Here is a 15420-nt window from a genome sequence, read left to right on the forward strand (position 1 = left end):
CGGCTGCCCGGGACCGAGTCGATTTCGGCGCCGGTTCAGCAGCTTGAACCGGTCGCTGGTGAGCGGCTCTGGTCGCGGTGGTGGATCGTTTTCCTCACCGAGACGCGCATGTCCGGTGATCCCGACGCACCTCATGGTGCACCACCGCGGGGGAGCGGGCCGCAGCGCTCGCGCACACCCCACGGCGTTCCGAAAGGAAGAAACGTGGAATCCAACGTAGAAGACCAGAACACCGCTCCCGCAGCAGAGGAGACCGCGGCGCCGCGTCGCCGTGCTTCGCGTCGCGTGAGCGCGGCTGCAGGCGCGACGAGCGAGGCCGCGGTTACCGTGACGAGCGAGCCCGTAGCGGCCGCCGAGCCCGCGGCTCCGGCTGCCGAGGCCGCCGCCGAGGCTCCCGCTGCGGAGGCTCCGGCTGCTGAGGCCGCGCCGAAGAAGCGCGCGACGCGCAGCCGCAAGAAGGTGGAGGAGGCTCCGGCCGAGGCCGCTGCTGAGGCTCCCGCGGCTGACGCCGCTGAGGCGCCCGCCGCCGATGCTGCCGCTGCTGAGGCCGCTGCTGAGGCTCCGGCTGCTGAGGCCGCGCCGAAGAAGCGCGCGACGCGCAGCCGCAAGAAGGTGGAGGAGGCTCCGGCCGAGGCCGCTGCTGAGGCTCCCGCGGCTGACGCCGCTGAGGCGCCCGCCGCCGAGGCCGCTCCCGCCGCCGAGACCGCTCCCGCCGCCGAGGCCGCTCCGGCTGAGGCCGCGGACGCCGAGAAGCCGAGCCGCAACCGCCGCGGCCGCGGCCGCGGCCAGAAGAACGACGCCGAGACCGCCGAGAACGGTGCGGGCGAGACCGCGACCGAGGGCGACGACGCCGCCAAGGGCCGCGGGCAGAACCAGGCTCAGCAGCAGAACGGCGAGCGCGGCGGACAGGCCAAGAACGGCCCCGCCGAGCAGGGCACCCGCTCGAGCCGCACCCGCCAGCGCGACCGCAAGCGCCGTGGCGCGGGCGACGAGCTCGAGCTGGAGATCACCGAGGACGACGTGCTGCTCCCCATCGCGGGCATCCTCGACGTGCTCGACAACTACGCCTTCGTGCGCACGAGCGGCTACCTCCCCGGCACGAGCGACGTGTACGTTTCGCTCGGCCAGGTGAAGAAGTACAGCCTCCGCCGCGGTGACGCCGTCGTCGGTGCCATCCGCCAGCCCCGCGAGGGCGAGGGCGGCAGCCGCCAGAAGTACAACGCGATCGTGAAGATCGACTCGGTCAACGGCCGCTCGCTCGAGGAGAACGAGAAGCGCGTCGACGTTGCGGAGCTCACCCCCGTCTACGCCGCGCAGCGCCTCCGGCTCGAGCGCGCAGCCGACGCGCCGCTCGGCCGCTCGATCGACCTCGCCGCTCCGCTCGGCCTCGGCCAGCGCGCGCTCGTGGTGCTCCCGCCCCACGCCGACGGCACCGCGATCGTCACCGAGCTCGCCGCCTCCGTGAGCGCCACGTCGCCCGACGCGCACCTCATGGTCGTGCTCGCCGACGCGCACCCCGAGGACGTCACTCACCTCGAGCGCACCGTCCGCGGCGAGGTCGTCGCGGCGACGTTCGACCGCACCGCGGAGGATCAGGCGACGATCGCCGAGCTCGCGATCGAGCGTGCGAAGCGCATGCTCGAGCTCGGCCACGACGTGGTCGTCCTCCTCGACTCGCTGAACAGCTTCGCCCGTGCCTACGCGCAGGCCCAGCACACGCAGGCCCGCCCCGCGCACGACGAGCTCGACGAGTTCGCGCTCGGCCAGATCAAGAAGCTCCTCGCCGCCGCCCGCAACGTCGAGAACGGTGGCTCGCTCACCCTCCTCGCCACGGTGCACCGCGGCACGAAGATCGCCGCCGACGAGACGCTGCTCCGCGAGGCGCGCCGCGTCGCCAACAGCGAGATCCGGATCAAGAAGACCCGCGCCGGCCTCGCGCCCGCCGTCGACCTCGTCGACTCGCGCACGAGCCGCACGGCCGGGATCCTGAGCGAGGACGAGGCCCGTGTGCTCGAGGCGCTCCGCGCCGAGCTCCACGAGGACGACGACGCCGAGAAGAAGCTCGTCGCGCGCCTCCGCGAGACCGACTCCAACGCCGCGCTGCTCGCCGAGCTGCAGCGCACCGGGAAGCTCTCCTAGCGTCCCCGCGCGCACCGCGACCGATCACGGGTATCCGTCATCCTGCGCGCGCGGTGCTGGCCGTGGGGTCCACTCCGGTGGGCCCCACGGCTCCGGTCGCTTGAGCGCCGGGCGCAGGATGCGTGAACGAACCACCCCGGAGGAAACATGTTCGAACAGGTGACGGGGCTCCTCGCGGAGCACGAACAGCTGCAGGAAGAGCTCGCCGATCCGGCGCTGCACGCCGACGCCGCGCGCGCCAAGAAGGTCAACCGGCGCTACGCCGAGCTCAGCAAGATCAAGGCCGCGCACGAGCACTGGGTGCAGCTCGGCGAGGATCTTGAGGCCGCGCGCGAGCTCGCGAAGGAAGACGAGGCGTTTGCCGAGGAGATCCCCGAGCTCGAGACGGGCCTCGCGGAGGCGCAGGAGAAGGTGCGCCGCCTCCTGATCCCGCGCGACCCCGATGACGCCCGCGACGTGATCCTCGAGATCAAGGGCGGCGAAGGCGGGGCCGAGTCTGCGCTGTTCGGCGCCGACCTGCTGCGCATGTACATGTACTACGCGGAGTCGAAGGGCTGGAAGACCGAGATCCTCGAGAAGGACGAGAGCGACCTCGGCGGCTACAAGAACGTGCAGGTCGCGATCAAGGCGAACCCGAGCGATCCCTCGCAGGGCGCCTGGGCGCACCTCAAGTACGAGGGCGGCGTGCACCGCGTGCAGCGCGTCCCCGTGACCGAGTCGCAGGGCCGCATTCACACCTCGACGACGGGCGTGCTCGTCTACCCCGAGGTGGACGAGCCCGAAGAGGTCGAGATCCACCAGAACGACCTGAAGATCGACGTGTACCGCTCGTCGGGCCCCGGCGGGCAGTCCGTCAACACGACCGACTCCGCCGTGCGCATCACGCACCTGCCGACCGGCATCGTCGTTGCCATGCAGAACGAGAAGAGCCAGCTGCAGAACCGTGAGGCCGGCATGCGCGTGCTCCGCGCCCGCATCCTCGCGCGCCAGCAGGAGGAGGCGGCAGCCGAGGCGAGCGCGCACCGCTCGAGCCAGATCCGCACCATGGACCGCTCGGAGCGCATCCGCACGTACAACTTCCCCGAGAACCGCATCGCGGATCACCGCACCGGGTTCAAGGCGTACAACCTCGACCAGGTGATGAACGGCGCGCTCGATGCCGTGATCGAATCCTGCATCCGCATGGACGAGGAGTCGCGCCTGGCCGCACTCGGCCAGTAGCGCCTCCGGCGGCCGCGCGGCTCGGGTTTCGCTTCGTCCGCTCGGTCTGTGTGCTTCGCCCGTCCGCGCGTTCTGCGCGGACGGGCGAAGCTGTGCGCGGACCCGATCCCGTGCAGTGGACCGGCCCGGTGCGCGCGAATTGGTCTGCTCGGAACGCCGTTCCCCGCGTTACGCTGATGCCATGACTGACACCGCACTGCCCATCACCGGCCCCCTGGTTACGCTCCGCGCCTCGCGCGCTGACGACCTCGCCCCGCTCACCGCGATCCTCGACGAGCCCGAGGTGTCGTTCTGGTGGGTGGGCTACACGCCCGAGCGCGTGCAGGCGGAGTTCATCGATGACAATGCGAACGTGCGCATCATCGAGGTCGATGGCGAGTGCGCCGGCGCGATGTACGTGCTCCGCGGCCCCGACGCGGAGTACCCCACGACGGTGATGCACCTCTTCATCGGTACGCGCTTCCGTGGCCGCCGGATCGGGGAGGAGGCGCTCGCGCTCGCGATCCGCGCCGAGTTCGCCGACGGGATCACTCGCATCACTCTCGACCCGAACGTGAACAACGACGGCGCGATCCGCAGCTACGAGCGCCTGGGCTTCCGGCCCATCGGCGTGCTCCGCGACTATCAGGTGCGCCCCGGCGGCCACCTCGAGGACGCGCTGTTCCTCGACCTCACGCGCAGCGACTTCCCGGACGGCCCGCCGCTGCCCCCGCGCGCCGCCTAGTTCGAGGCGCGCCGCTGCGCGCTCGGGCTTCGCCCGTTTGCTTCTGGGTCCTTCTGGGTCATGCTCGCTGTCTCGCTGCCCACCCCTGTTTTCTCCCCGCCCGCCCCTCTCTTTTCTCGGAGAAATCTGAGATCTCGGATCCTTTTGGCTGTTTCGGTCCGAGATTTCTGATTTCTCCGAGGTTTCGACGGCTGAGGTGAGCGGGCAGCGGGCGGGAGGCCCGCCCCCACACACCCTCACCCGCCCGTCACCCGCCCCCGGCGCGAGCCGCGCGAACAGCCGGGTGCGGCGCTCGGCCGAGCGGCCGAGCGCAGGAGTAGCATGGGGGCATGCGCGCCGCCCGACCACTCCTTCCCTGGGTGGTGTGGGGGATGGCCGCCCTGCTCTACGCGGTGGCCATCATCAACCGTTCGTCGCTCTCGGCGCTCGGCCCCGCCGCGCAGGATCACTTCGGCATCGACGCGACCACGCTCGCGCTGTTCCCCATGATCCAGCTCATCGTCTACGCGGGCCTCCAGATCCCGGTGGGCGTGCTCCTCGACCGCATCGGCGCCACGTCGATGCTCCTCATCGGCTCGCTCCTCATGGTCGTGGGCCAGGCGCTCATGGCGACGGTCTCCGAGGTGAGTCTCGCGATCCTCGCCCGCGTGCTCGTGGGCGCCGGGGACGCGTGTACCTTCATCAGCGTGATGCGGATCCTCCCCGAGTGGTTCGCCCCCAGGCAGCTGCCGACCGTGAGCCAGCTCACCGGCCTCATCGGGCAGGCGGGCCAGCTCGTGTCGGTCGCCCCGCTCGCGCTCCTCGTGAGCGTCGCCGGCTGGATGACGGGCTTCCTCGGCCTCGCCGCCGTGGGGCTGCTCTCGGCGCTCCTCGCCGCGCTCGTGCTGCGGAACAAGCCGGGGCAGGGCACGTTCGCGGAGCGTCTCATCGGCCGCCACGGCCGGATCACGCGCACGGCCCGCGGCCTCGGCGGGCTGCATCAGGGTGGTGCCGTCGAGATGGCGCCGCCGAGCACGGAGATGCTGCCGGTCATCAAGGAGCCCCGCATGCGCGGGCTGAAGTTCTGGACGCAGGCGCGGCGCCTCCTGCGGCTCCCCGGCGTGCGGCTGGCCTACTGGGTGCACTTCACCTCGCCGTTTGCGATGAACGTCTTCCTGCTGCTCTGGGGCACCCCGTTCCTCGTGGGCGGGGTGGGCCTCTCGCAGCCCGCGGCTGGCGGCCTGCTCAGCCTCATGGTGGTGTCGTCGATGCTCGCGGGGCTCGTGCTCGGGCCCATCAGCTCGCGCTTCCTGGAGCGGCGCGTCTGGGTGAACCTCGGCATCTCGCTCGGGATCGCGGGATCCTGGTGCGCCGTCCTGCTGTGGCCCGGCACGCCGCCGATGTGGCTGCTCGTCGTGCTGCTCGTGATCATGCCGCTCGGCGGTCCCGCGTCGATGATCGCCTTCGAGGTGGCGCGCTCGCACACGCCGCGCAGCCTGTCCGGCTTCGCTACGGGGCTCGTGAACACGGCGGGCTTCACGGCGTCGCTGCTCGTGATCCTGCTGATCGGTCTCGTGCTCGATCTGCAGGGTGCCGGATCTCCGGAGAACTACTCGCTCGGCGCCTTCCGGGTGGCGTTCGCCGTGCAGGTCCCGTTCTGGGCGCTCGGGCTCGTGATGATCGTCGTAGAGCAGCGGCGCACGGCGCGCTGGATGCGCGAGAACGGCCGCCGCCTGCGCTGAGCCGCGCACGCTGCGCCGCGCCGAGCCCCGCGCGCTGAGCCGCGCACGCCGCGCCGTGCCCGACCGACCCCGCTAGATCACGTAGAAGTCGGCCATATCGGGCTTCTCTGCGATCGGCGCGCCGCGCCGCGGCCGACCCTGCGCCGGGATGCCGGTGAGCGTGGTCCACTCGGGGGCCGATCGGACCACGACGGCGTTGGCGCCCACGGCCGAGTCGGCACCGATCTCGATCGCGCCGAGCAGCTTCGCCCCGGCGCCGAGCACCGCGCGGTCGCCGACGGTGGGGTGGCGCTTGCCCGTGCCGTGGCCGGTGCCGCCGAGGGTGACCCCGTGATAGATGAGCACGTCGTCGCCGACCTCGGCGGTCTCGCCGATCACGACGCCCATGCCGTGGTCGATGAAGAGGCGGCGCCCGATCGTGGCGCCGGGGTGGATCTCGATCCCGGTGACGAAGCGCGTCAGCTGCGAGAGCGCGCGGGGGAGGAAGCGCATGCCGCGCGTCCAGAGCGCGTGCGACACGCGGTGCCACCAGACGGCGTGGAGCCCCGAGTAGATGAAGAAGACCTCGGCGCGGCCGCGAGCGGCCGGATCGTGGGCGCGCGCCGCGTCGATGTCCTCGCGCATGCGGGAGAAGATGCTCACGCTTCGGGATCCTCCTGTGCTGGTGCTGATGTGACGGTCACCGGGTGCAACAGCGGGCCCGGGGGTTCTATGCCCGGGCCCGCTGGTGGGTGTGGTGCGGCCTGCGCCGCGTGCGCTCGGCCGCGGTGCGCGGCCCCGGCGTGACTAGACCGCGAGATCCTCGTAGAGGACCGTGGAGAAGTAGCGCTCGCCGAAGTCGGGGATGATCACGACGATCTTCTTCCCGGCGTTCTCGGGGCGCGCCGCGACCTGCGTGGCGGCCCACACGGCCGCGCCGCCCGAGATTCCCGCGAGGATTCCCTCGTCGGTGCCGAGCGCGCGTGCGGTGGCGATCGAGTCCGGCAGCGCCACGTCGATCACCTCGTCGTACACGTCGCGGTCGAGGATGTCGGGCACGAAGTTCGCGCCGAGGCCCTGGATCTTGTGGGGGCCGGCGGTGCCCTCGGTGAGGAGCGGGGAGTCGATCGGCTCGACGGCCACGACGCGCACCTCGGGGTTCTGCTCCTTGAGGTAGCCGCCCGCGCCCGTGATGGTGCCGCCCGTGCCGATGCCGGCGACGAAGATGTCGACCTGGCCGTCGGTGTCGTTCCAGATCTCCGGGCCGGTGGTGGCGCGGTGGATCGCGGGGTTCGCGGGGTTGCCGAACTGGTTCGCGAGGATCGCGCCCGGGGTGTTCGCGACGATCTCCTCGGCCTTCGCGACGGCGCCCTTCATGCCGAGGGGGCCCTCAGTGAGCACGATCTCTGCGCCGTAGGCGGCGAGGAGCTTGCGGCGCTCGACGCTCATCGTCTCGGGCATCGTGAGGATGACGCGGTAGCCGCGTGCGGCGCCGACGAAGGCGAGCGCGATGCCGGTGTTCCCGCTCGTGCCCTCGACGATCGTGCCGCCGGGCTGCAGCGCGCCCGACTGCTCGGCCGCGTCGATGATCGCGATGCCGATGCGATCCTTCACCGATCCGGCGGGGTTGTAGAACTCGAGCTTCGCGTACACCTCGGCGCCCGCGTTCTCGGTGAGCCGGTTGAGGCGCACGAGCGGGGTGTTGCCGAACGCCTGCGTGATGTTGTCGTGGATCCGTGCCATGGGTCTGAGTCCTCCGGGGTGTCGGGTGCGGCCATCGAAAACTATAGCTCCACCTTATTGGAGAAGTATCTGGGAGTTATAGCCTGTGACGTCGTGTGACCCGCGCAGCTCCGGTGCGCGTGCCGGAGCTGCGCGGCGGTGTGGCAGGGTAGGGGAGTGCAGCAGCAGGAGAACAGGGAGATCGGTGCGGCGCTCGCGGAGCTCCGCGAGGTGCTTGAGGCCGGGGGCATCGAGGATCCGTACGCCGAGAGCGAGCTCATCCTCGGCCACGTGCTGGGCGTGTCCCGCGGGCGCGTGCAGGCGCTCGCAGTGCTGCGTGAAGCGCTCTCCGCGGAGCAGCGCGAGCGGGCGGCGGAGCTCGCAGAGGAGCGCGCGCGACGCGTGCCGCTCCAGCACCTGACGGGGCGCGCGCCGTTCCGCGGCATCGAGCTCTCGGTCGGCCCTGGAGTGTTCGTGCCCCGACCCGAGACGGAGACGGTCGTGCAGTTCGCGATCGACGCACTCCACCTGGTGCCTGCCGCGGAGCCGATCGCGGTCGACCTCTGCACGGGGAGCGGGGCGATCGCGCTCTCGCTCGCCCACGAGGTGCCGAGCGCGCGCGTCTGGGCGCTCGAGAAGAGCCGCGAGGCGCACGCGTGGGCCGAGCGGAACGTGGCCGAGTGGGGCGACGGGCGCGTGGAGCTCGTACGCGGCGATGTCGCCGAGCTCGCGCGGATCCCGGAGTTCGCGGGGCTCGCCGGCCGCGTCCACGTGCTCGTCTGCAACCCGCCCTATGTTCCCGCCGGCATGGTGCCCCGCGATCCCGAGGTGCGGGATCACGATCCGGAGCTCGCCCTCTACGGCGGCGCCGACGGGCTCGACGTCGTGCGGGTGATCAGCCGGGCCGCGCTCGATCTCGTCGTGCCCGGTGGTCTCATCGTGCTGGAGCACGCCGAGCAGCAGGGGGCTGCGATCCGCGCGCTCCTCGCGGCCGACGGCTGGCGCGCCGCAGCGACCCACCCGGATCTCACCGGCCGGGATCGCACGACGACCGCGCTCCGCTGAGGCCGGCAGTGGCGCGCCAGCTGCCCCGTCCAGGCGGGCAGGAGTAGACTCGGGCGCTATGTCCGAGGTCTTCGATTGCTCCGATAGCTCCCAGCTGCTCAGCGGCACCCGCACCGCTCGGCGAACGATCGGGCAGGGCGCGCTCGTCGTGCTCCCCACCGACACCGTGTACGGCGTGGCCGCCGATGCGTTCTCGCCCGAGGCGGTGCAGCGCCTGCTCGACGCGAAGGGCCGCGGTCGGCAGTCCCCGCCGCCCGTGCTCATCCCGAACACGAGCACGCTCGCGGCTCTCGCCGCCGAGGTATCGACCCCGCTCACGGCGCTCGCGGAGGCCTTCTGGCCCGGCCCGCTCACGATCATCACCCACGCCAACCCGTCGCTCAGCTGGGACCTGGGGGAGACGCGCGGCACGGTCGCGCTGCGGATCCCGAACCACCCGCTCGCGCTCGAACTGCTGCAGGAGACGGGGCCGCTCGCCGTGTCGTCGGCGAACAAGACGGGGGAGCCCGCGGCCCAGACGGCCGCCGCCGCGCAGGAGATGCTCGGCGATAGCGTCGCCGTCTACCTGGAGGCCGGTCAGGCCGACGGCGACGGCGCCGCCTCCACGATCATCGACGCCACGCGGCTCACGGAGGAGGGCGGCTCGATCCGGATCCTCCGCCAGGGCGGCGTGACCCGCGAGGCCCTCGCGGAGCTGCTGCCCCAGGTCACCATCGAGGACTGACGTGCTGCCCTACCTCGTGGTCGTCGCGGTCGCGGCGCTCGTCACGGGCGCCGCGTCCTACGCGGTGCTGCGGCTGAGCCGACGCTTCCGCCTCGCGCCCGAGGTGCGCGCGCGTGACGTGCACCGCACGCCGACCCCGCGGCTCGGCGGCGTGGCCATGTTCATCGGCGTGCTCGCGGCCTTCGCGCTCGCGAGTACGCAGCGGGAGTTCCACGCGCTGTTCACCGAGGGTGCGAAGATGTGGGCCATCCTCGGGGCGTGCACGATCATCGCGGTCGTCGGGATCCTCGACGACCTGCTCGATCTCGACTGGATGATCAAGCTCGCCGCGCAGCTCGCCGCGGCCGGGCTGCTCGCCTGGAACGGGGTGCAGATCATCTCGCTGCCGTTTGGCGACGCGCTGATCGTCGGCTCGCCCGCGGTCAACTTCACGCTCACGGTCTTCCTCATGGCGCTCGTGATGAACGCCGTGAACTTCGTCGACGGCCTCGACGGCCTCGTCGCCGGTGTCGCACTCATCGCGAACTCGCTCTTCTTCCTCTACACGCGCATCCTGAACGATCAGATCGGGCGCGTGGACTCGGTGACGCTCGCGAGCCTCATCGCGGCCGTTCTCGTGGGCATCTGCCTCGGCTTCCTGCCCTTCAACTGGCACCGCGCCAAGATGTTCATGGGTGACACGGGCGCGCTCCTCGTTGGGCTGCTTATGGCGACCTCAACCGTGTCGGTCACGGGGCAGCTGAACCCCGCGGCGCTCGACGTCAAGCTCGTCCTCGCGAGCTACATCCCGATCCTCCTCCCCGTCGCGGTGCTCGTGCTCCCGCTCGCCGACTTCACGCTCGCGGTGCTGCGGCGCATGAAGGCCGGGAAGAGCCCCTTCGAAGCCGATCGCCTGCACCTGCACCACCGCCTGCTCGACATGGGCCACTCGCCCGTGCAAGCCGTGTGCATCTTCTACCTCGGCACGGCCGTGCTCTCGACCGCGCTGCTCCTCGCCTTCACGATGCAGACGCTCCTCGTGCCCGGGATCGTGCTCGTGCTCGGCACCGCGGCGACGGCGCTCCTCCTGCTCTTCCCCGCGAAGCGGGTGCGTGCAGCACTCGAGCAGCGCGGCTTGGTACCGTTGATCGGACGGGGCGCCCCCGTCGACGCCCCGGACGCGACCGCCGCGACCGGAGGCCCCGCCAACGAAAGGACCTCCGAGTGAGCACTCCCGCGATGCCCGAATCGCCGCGGACCCCGAACCAGGAAGCGAGCGGGGGAGCGGCTGAGGAGTACCCGATGCCGACCTCGCAGCCGATGCTGCTGCGCGGCGTGCGCTGGGGCATCATCACGACGGTCGTCGCCATGGCGGCGTTCGCGGGGATCGGTTTTGCGGTCAGCGCGGGACGGGGCCTCGCCGGCGGACTCATCGGCGCCGCGATCGGCGGCGTGCTGCTGCTCATCACGGTGGGGAGCATCGCCTTCGCGAACCGCTTCGTGCGGAGCCCGATGTACCTGCAGATCTTCTTCAGCATCGTGCTGGGCGCTTGGGTGGTGAAGCTCATCGGCTTCGTCGTCGCGGCGCTCCTGCTCCGGGATCAGCCCTGGCTGGATCCGAAGATCCTCTTCATTTCGCTCGTCGCGACGGTGCTCGCCTCGATCGTCATCGACGTGATCATCGTGGCCCGCGCGCGCGTTCCGTACGTCGCGGACACCCCCTAGCACCCCAGATGGCCGCGCGGATCGCGGAAATCGACGAGATTTCCCCCGCCAGGCCGGGCCCCGAGTTTCGCTCGGGGTGAAATGTTGTTAGGATAAATTCGTTCCCTGCCGGGCTGCGGTGCTTCTGAGTGCCCGCTGGCGCCGGGGGCACGACCATCGTTCGAAGCCGTGCGGCCATGCCGCACCCCGAATCAGGAGAATGGCGCTGTTCGCTAACGCTATGCACCTCGTTGCCCCCGGACTTGTCCGCACTGCAGAGGACGGCTTCCACGGCCCGACCCTCGACGACTTCTTCCCGGCGGCGTTGCTCTTTGAAGGCACGCCGTTCGAGATGAACCGAATCATGATCATCCGCGTGATCATGGTGCTCGTCCTGCTGCTGCTGTTCTGGCTCGGCACCCGCAATCTGCGCGTGATCCCCGGCCGCGGCCAGGGTGTCCTCGAGTTCGCGCTGGACTTCGTCCGCAAGAACGTGATCGAGGAGCAGCTCGGGGTGAAGGAGGGCCGCCGCTTCGCGCCCCTGCTGATGACCATCTTCTTCCTGGTCTTCGCCTTCAATATCACGGGCGTCATCCCCGGCTTCAACATCGCGGCCTCCTCGGTGGTCGGCTTCCCGATCTTCATGGCCGTGGTCGCCTACATCGCGTTCATCTACGCGGGCCTCAAGAAGCACCCGGGCAAGTTCCTCAAGAACTCGCTCTTCCCCGCGGGCGTCCCCAAGGTGATGTACCTCCTCGTCACGCCCGTCGAGTTCCTCTCGACCTTCGTGATGCGGCCCGTCACCCTCGCGCTGCGACTCCTCATGAACATGCTCGTCGGTCACATGATCCTCGTGCTGCTCTTCGCCGCGACGAACTTCTTCGTCACCCAGGCCGGCGGGCTCTTCCCGCTGCTCGGTGCCGGCACCTTCGCCTTCGGCTTCGCGTTCACCCTCTTCGAGGTGTTCGTGTCCGGCCTGCAGGCCTACGTCTTCACTCTGCTCACCGCTCTGTACATCCAGCTCGCGCTGGCTGAAGAGCACTAAAAACCCCTGGGTTCGGCTCCCGCCGCGCTCATATACGGAAGGAAACACATACTGTGTCTGTTCTCGCTGAAATCTCGGGCAACATTGCAACCGTCGGCTACGGCCTCGCTGCGATCGGCCCGGCCATCGGTGTGGCCATCGTCGTCGGCAAGACCATCGAGAGCACCGCTCGCCAGCCTGAGCTCGCGGGCAAGCTCCAGGGCATGATGTGGATCGGTATCGCCTTCACCGAGATGCTCGCGCTCATCGGTGTTGCCACCTACTTCATCTTCGCGTAACCCGTCCACCTTTCCCTAGTCTCGAAAGGGAGGCACGATGAATTCCGCAGTGCAGATCGCTGCAGAGAGCGCGCCCAACCCGCTGCTCCCGGCGACCTACGACATCGTCTGGTCGGCGATCGCGTTCATCATCATCCTCATCGCTTTCTGGAAGGTCTTCCTCCCGAAGGTGCAGGTCATGCTTGATGCCCGCGCCGAAGCGATTGAGGGCAACATCGCCAAGGCCGACGAGGCTCAGGCGAAGGCGGAGGCGGCTCTGCAGGAGTACACCGCGCAGCTCGCAAGCGCCCGCCAGGAAGCCGGCGAGATCCGAGAGGCCGCCCGTGCGGATGCCTCGAAGATCGTCGCGAAGGCTCAGGAGGATGCGACCGCCGAGCAGGCGCGCATCACCCACGCAGCGCAGGTGCAGATCGAGGCAGAGCGCCAGAGCGCCGTCGTCTCGCTCCGCAAGGACGTCGGCTCGCTCGCCATCGACCTCGCCTCGAGCGTCGTCGGCGAGTCGCTCACCGACGATCAGAAGGCGTCCGCTCTCGTGGACCGCTTCCTCGCTGATCTCGAAGCGTCCGAGAAGGCGGCTCAGTAATGGGCAGCGCGTCACGCGAAGCACTGGCTCAGGCCCGGACCGCGATCACTGGGCGTCTCGCCCAGAGCGCCGGCGCCGAGCTGCTCCAGGCCGCGAGCCGTCTCGCTGAGAACCCGGCTCTCGCCGCGGCCCTCGGCGACGCCGCAGCCCCGGCCGAGGCCAAGGCCCAGGTCGTTGAGCGGCTCTTCGGCGGGTTCTCCGCGGGCGCGCGCTCGGTGCTGTCCGCAGCCGCCCAGGGCCGTTGGTCCACCACGGAGGAGTTCGTCGACGGCGTCGAGGAGCTCGGTCTGCGCGCAGAGAGCGTCTCGAACGCCGCGCTGTCCGACGAGCTGCTCGCAGTCGCGGACCTCGTCGCGGGGAGCCACGAGCTGCAGCTCAACCTGGGCAGCAAGCTCGCGGATCCCGCTGGCAAGGTCGCGCTCGTCAAGAGCCTCCTGAACGGCAAGGTCTCGGCCTCGTCGCTCCAGGTGGTCAGCTCCTTCGTCGCGAACTCGCGTGGGCGTCGTCTCGACACGATGCTCCGCACCGGTGCGCGCGTCGCCGCTGATCAGGCGGGCACCGAGCTCGCAACGGTCACCGTCGCGGTCCCGCTGAAGCCCGAGCAGGAAGCGCGTCTCGCGCGAGCGCTCGAGCAGACCGCTGGCCGTCCGGTGAAGGTCACCACGGTGATCGACCCGGCCCTCGTCGGCGGCATCCGGATCCAGATCGCCGACGACATCATCGACGGCAGCGTCCGCGCACGCCTCGACGAGCTGCGTCAGCAGCTCGCAGCGTAGAGCACCTACTTTTTACTCCCGGGGGCGGCGCTTCCGGAACAGACAGAGGAAACGAAATGGCAGAACTCTCCATCAGCCCGGACGAGATCCGGAATGCGCTGAAAGACTTCGCAGCGTCGTACGAGCCGACCCAGGCGGGCAAGACCGAGGTCGGCACCGTTGTGGACGCCGCTGACGGCATCGCCCACATCGCGGGTCTCCCCGGCGTGATGGCGAACGAGCTGGTCCGCTTCGCGGACGGCACCCTGGGCCTCGCCCAGAACCTCGAGGAAGACGAGATCGGCGTCGTGGTGCTCGGTGAGTTCACCGACATCGCAGAGGGCCAGCCCGTCACCCGCACCGGCGAGGTGCTCTCGGTTCCCGTGGGCGAGGGCTACCTCGGCCGCGTGGTCGATCCCCTCGGCAAGCCGATCGATGGCCTCGGCGAGATCGCCGGCGTCGAGGGCCGTCGTGCCCTCGAGCTCCAGGCCCCCGGCGTGATGCAGCGTAAGTCGGTGCACGAGCCGCTCCAGACCGGCATCAAGGCGATCGACGCCATGATCCCCGTCGGCCGCGGCCAGCGCCAGCTCATCATCGGCGACCGCCAGACCGGTAAGACGGCCATCGCGATCGACACGATCATCAACCAGAAGGCCAACTGGGAGTCGGGCGACACCACGAAGCAGGTTCGCTGCATCTACGTCGCCATCGGCCAGAAGGGCTCGACCATCGCTTCGGTGAAGGGCGCGCTCGAGGAGGCCGGCGCGATGGAGTACACCACCATCGTCGCTTCGCCCGCCTCGGATCCGGCCGGCTTCAAGTACCTCGCTCCGTACACGGGCTCGGCCATTGGCCAGCACTGGATGTACGACGGCAAGCACGTCCTCATCATCTTCGACGATCTGTCGAAGCAGGCTGAGGCCTACCGCGCCGTGTCGCTGCTCCTCCGCCGCCCGCCGGGGCGCGAGGCCTACCCGGGCGACGTCTTCTACCTGCACTCCCGCCTGCTGGAGCGTTGCGCGAAGCTCTCCGACGAGCTCGGCGCGGGCTCGATGACCGGTCTCCCGATCATCGAGACCAAGGCGAACGACGTCTCGGCGTACATCCCGACGAACGTGATCTCGATCACCGACGGCCAGATCTTCCTTCAGTCGGATCTGTTCAACGCCAACCAGCGTCCCGCAGTCGACGTGGGCATCTCGGTGTCCCGCGTCGGTGGCGATGCGCAGGTGAAGTCGATCAAGAAGGTCTCCGGCACGCTCAAGCTCGAGCTCGCCCAGTACCGTGCGCTCGAGGCGTTCGCGATGTTCGCATCCGACCTCGACGCGGCCAGCCGCAAGCAGCTCGAGCGTGGCGCACGCCTCACCGAGCTCCTGAAGCAGCCGCAGTACACGCCGTACCCCGTCGAGGAGCAGACCGTCTCGATCTGGGCCGGCACGAACGGCTTCCTCGATGAGGTGCCGGTCGAGGACATCCTCCGCTTCGAGCGCGAGTTCCTCGACTTCCTGGGCCGCAACTCGGAGGCGCTCACCACGCTCCGCTCGACCAACGTGCTCGACGACGCAACCGTCGCCGAGATCACCGCGCAGATCGAGAAGTTCAAGAGCGAGTTCCGCACCTCTGCCGGCAAGAGCCTGAACGAGCAGTTCGATCAGCTCGACGAGGCCGAGATCAAGCAGGAGCAGCTGGTCGTCAAGAAGTAGTGCGCTGACCGGTGGGGGCGTTCGCGCCCCCACCGGCACCACCACTTGATCAGTTAGCCCCGACCACTACAGGAGAGA

15 protein-coding genes are annotated in these 15420 nt (G+C 70.0%); 13 read left to right on the forward strand and 2 right to left on the reverse strand.

Annotated features, from left to right (window positions below):
- The first annotated feature begins 204 nt into the window (after positions 1-204).
- From U874_RS0107655 to U874_RS0107670, 4 genes are all read left to right on the forward strand, one after another.
- The gene (locus tag U874_RS0107655) at positions 205-2139 is read left to right on the forward strand and encodes a transcription termination factor Rho (protein WP_025133952.1); all 1935 of its coding nucleotides are present in this window, start codon (positions 205-207) and stop codon (positions 2137-2139) included.
- A 147-nt stretch (positions 2140-2286) separates the two neighbouring features.
- On the forward strand, positions 2287-3360 hold the full coding sequence (gene prfA / locus U874_RS0107660; protein WP_025133953.1) for a peptide chain release factor 1: 1074 nt from the start codon (positions 2287-2289) through the stop codon (positions 3358-3360).
- A 181-nt stretch (positions 3361-3541) separates the two neighbouring features.
- A complete protein-coding gene (locus tag U874_RS0107665; protein WP_025133954.1) occupies positions 3542-4084 on the forward strand; it encodes a GNAT family N-acetyltransferase in 543 nt (180 codons plus the stop codon).
- Positions 4085-4413: 329 nt separating this feature from the next.
- Entirely contained in the window at positions 4414-5805 is a 1392-nt protein-coding gene (locus tag U874_RS0107670) for a nitrate/nitrite transporter (RefSeq protein ID WP_025133955.1), read from the forward strand.
- 72 nt (positions 5806-5877) lie between these two features.
- Here U874_RS0107670 and epsC read toward each other — a convergent pair whose 3' ends face one another.
- Both epsC and cysK read right to left on the reverse strand, forming a co-directional pair.
- On the reverse strand, positions 5878-6447 hold the full coding sequence (gene epsC, locus U874_RS0107675; protein WP_025133956.1) for a serine O-acetyltransferase EpsC: 570 nt from the start codon (positions 6445-6447) through the stop codon (positions 5878-5880).
- Positions 6448-6591: 144 nt separating this feature from the next.
- The gene (gene cysK, locus U874_RS0107680) at positions 6592-7527 is read right to left on the reverse strand and encodes a cysteine synthase A (protein ID WP_025133957.1); all 936 of its coding nucleotides are present in this window, start codon (positions 7525-7527) and stop codon (positions 6592-6594) included.
- 156 nt (positions 7528-7683) lie between these two features.
- On the opposite strand from cysK, the gene prmC reads away from it, so the two are divergent.
- The 9 genes from prmC (at position 7684) to atpA (ending at position 15342) form a co-directional block, all read left to right on the forward strand.
- Entirely contained in the window at positions 7684-8571 is an 888-nt protein-coding gene (gene prmC / locus U874_RS0107685; RefSeq protein WP_025133958.1) for a peptide chain release factor N(5)-glutamine methyltransferase, read from the forward strand.
- Between the two features lie 58 nt (positions 8572-8629).
- Complete coding sequence (locus U874_RS0107690) at positions 8630-9295, forward strand: L-threonylcarbamoyladenylate synthase (RefSeq protein ID WP_025133959.1); 666 nt, start codon at positions 8630-8632, stop codon at positions 9293-9295.
- 1 nt (position 9296) lies between these two features.
- Entirely contained in the window at positions 9297-10502 is a 1206-nt protein-coding gene (locus tag U874_RS0107695; RefSeq protein ID WP_025133960.1) for an MraY family glycosyltransferase, read from the forward strand.
- Positions 10499-10999 (forward strand): hypothetical protein, encoded by a 501-nt coding sequence (locus U874_RS0107700; RefSeq protein WP_025133961.1) that lies wholly within the window; start codon positions 10499-10501, stop codon positions 10997-10999. Before U874_RS0107695 ends, U874_RS0107700 begins: the two co-directional genes overlap by 4 nt.
- 220 nt (positions 11000-11219) lie before the next feature.
- Positions 11220-12023: a F0F1 ATP synthase subunit A gene (gene atpB / locus U874_RS0107705; protein WP_025133962.1), complete on the forward strand. Its 804-nt coding sequence runs from the start codon at positions 11220-11222 to the stop codon at positions 12021-12023.
- Between the two features lie 53 nt (positions 12024-12076).
- A complete protein-coding gene (gene atpE, locus U874_RS0107710; protein ID WP_025133963.1) occupies positions 12077-12301 on the forward strand; it encodes an ATP synthase F0 subunit C in 225 nt (74 codons plus the stop codon).
- Between the two features lie 37 nt (positions 12302-12338).
- Positions 12339-12884: a F0F1 ATP synthase subunit B gene (locus U874_RS0107715; RefSeq protein ID WP_025133964.1), complete on the forward strand. Its 546-nt coding sequence runs from the start codon at positions 12339-12341 to the stop codon at positions 12882-12884.
- Entirely contained in the window at positions 12884-13660 is a 777-nt protein-coding gene (locus U874_RS0107720) for a F0F1 ATP synthase subunit delta (protein ID WP_025133965.1), read from the forward strand. Before U874_RS0107715 ends, U874_RS0107720 begins: the two co-directional genes overlap by 1 nt.
- A gap of 56 nt (positions 13661-13716) precedes the next feature.
- Entirely contained in the window at positions 13717-15342 is a 1626-nt protein-coding gene (gene atpA, locus U874_RS0107725) for a F0F1 ATP synthase subunit alpha (protein ID WP_025133966.1), read from the forward strand.
- The last annotated feature ends 78 nt before the right edge of the window (positions 15343-15420 follow it).

It is taken from the genome of Leucobacter sp. PH1c (assembly GCF_000633415.1).
GTDB lineage: Bacteria > Actinomycetota > Actinomycetes > Actinomycetales > Microbacteriaceae > Leucobacter.